The sequence below is a fragment of the Chloroflexota bacterium genome (assembly GCA_015478725.1).
In the GTDB taxonomy this organism is placed as follows: domain Bacteria; phylum Chloroflexota; class Limnocylindria; order Limnocylindrales; family CSP1-4; genus C-114.
Genome location: JADMIG010000092.1, coordinates 1 through 1,735 on the forward strand (window position 1 = coordinate 1; position 1,735 = coordinate 1,735).

The window sequence follows — 1,735 nt, forward strand, 5'->3', positions numbered from 1 at the left end:
CTAGGAGACTGTTGAACAAACGGCATTCGTCGAGTTCACAGCCTTGGAGTTGGTAATCGACGGAGCTCGAGCAGTCCGGGGGGGCATGTTTGGCTGCTGAGGATGGGTTTCGGCGGCCGGAGCGTGCCCATAGCTCTCCTTCGGGGTCCTACATACCGAGGATCCACTCTCCGTCGTGCTCCAGTCCGAGGTTGACCAAGCGCCGGAGGTTGATTGCGGCAATGCGCAGCGAGAGGCCGAGTTGGTTCTTCTCCACTCCTCGGAATCGCACTCGCCGGTGGTTGTCGGCCACCAGCCACGCGATGGATCGTTCGACCATCGGTCGCCATTGTCGGTAGTCCTCGGCAAAGTCGCCTTCCCTCCACGCCCGGCGGGACTCGACCAGTTCTTCGTCATGGGGGTGCAGACGGAGGGTCCGCCCGTCCTTGGATGTTGTGCACTGTTCCCGAAGCGGACACCCCTTGCAGCGAACTCCGAACACCGCGTGGCGCTTGGATGTGATCGTGACTGTGTGACCGGCTGGACAGGTGGCCGTGCGAGCCTCGTAGTCGACGAAGAAGTCCTCTCGTTCGAATCCACCGGGGACAGCTGGCGTTGTCGGCCAGGGCTTGATGGCCCGCTGATGCTCGGCTTTGCCCAGTGCGTTGAGCGTCTCACCCGATCCATAGGCACCGTCGGCGAGGACCTGCAGTCCGGGGTCTTCTCCTTCCAACAGCGCCACCCCGGTGGGTCCGTCCGCAGTGTTGGCCGGGGTGAGGGCAGCAGCGGTGACAAGACCGGTCTCGGGCTCGATGGCGATGTGGGCCTTGAAGCCGTCCCGGTACTCGGATCGGGATTTGTGCATGTGGCGGGCCTCGGGGTCGACGGTCGAAATGACCCGGTCAGGGGCTACTTTTCGGGCGATGAGCCAGGTGCCGTCGTCTCCTTGTTCGACATCCTGGCCGGCCACCAGAGCCAGCAGCCCGAGTGCCGAGGTGGACTCTGCCTCTTCGATCTCGTCTTCGAAGGCGGCGAGCAATGCCAGGGCATCGTTGACCAGTCCATCGACCAGAGCAGCCTTGGCCACCGGGTCGTCCCAGGCGATCAGTGGCTTGCCCGAGGTCTCGTAGTCGTGAGCGGCGAGGGTGACGGCCATCGCACCGGGAACAACCCGGCGCACCCGCCGGATGGCGGCGATCAACTGGGTGACGGTGTCCTGGGTAGCCACAGCATCGTCAAGCAGCGTGGAGTCGAGGGCTCGGCGGGTCTTCCCCTTCAGCACCCCAGTGGCATCGATGACCGACCGAACGGCGTCGAAGATTCGCTCGGGATGCTCGGACTTGCGCAACCTCGTCCGCCAATAAGTGAGGACCGAGAAGTCGAAGCCCTCGTCATCCAAGGCCAGACCGCAGGCCACCTTCCAGCTGATCCGGTCTCGGAGCGCCCGAGCCGCATCCCGATCGGACAGACCCTCCAGCGCCTGGAGGACCATGACCGATGCCACCACGTCGGCGGGGATCGACGGCCGACCACGGCCGGAAGGGAACAGGTCCTCGAACATCTCGTCGGGGAACAGGTCGTGGCGATGATCGGCCAGGAACGCCTCAACGCTGCCGTCAGGAACCAGCTGACGACACAATGCTGCAGCGTCGAGCAGCTCAGGGTTAGATTCGCTTCGTCCTTGCACCCACCAATTCTCGACGATCTGGCCGCAAATCGCGAGCACCAACGGGAGAATTGTTCAACAGTCTCCTAG

At 63.8% G+C, this 1,735-nt stretch carries 1 protein-coding gene; it reads right to left on the bottom strand.

Annotated elements, in window-relative coordinates; genetic code table 11:
- Positions 1-148 precede the first annotated feature (148 nt).
- Positions 149-1,666, bottom strand: a complete 1,518-nt coding sequence (locus tag IVW53_15895) for an IS1182 family transposase (protein ID MBF6607046.1) — start codon at positions 1,664-1,666, stop codon at positions 149-151.
- Between the last annotated feature and the right edge of the window lie 69 nt (positions 1,667-1,735).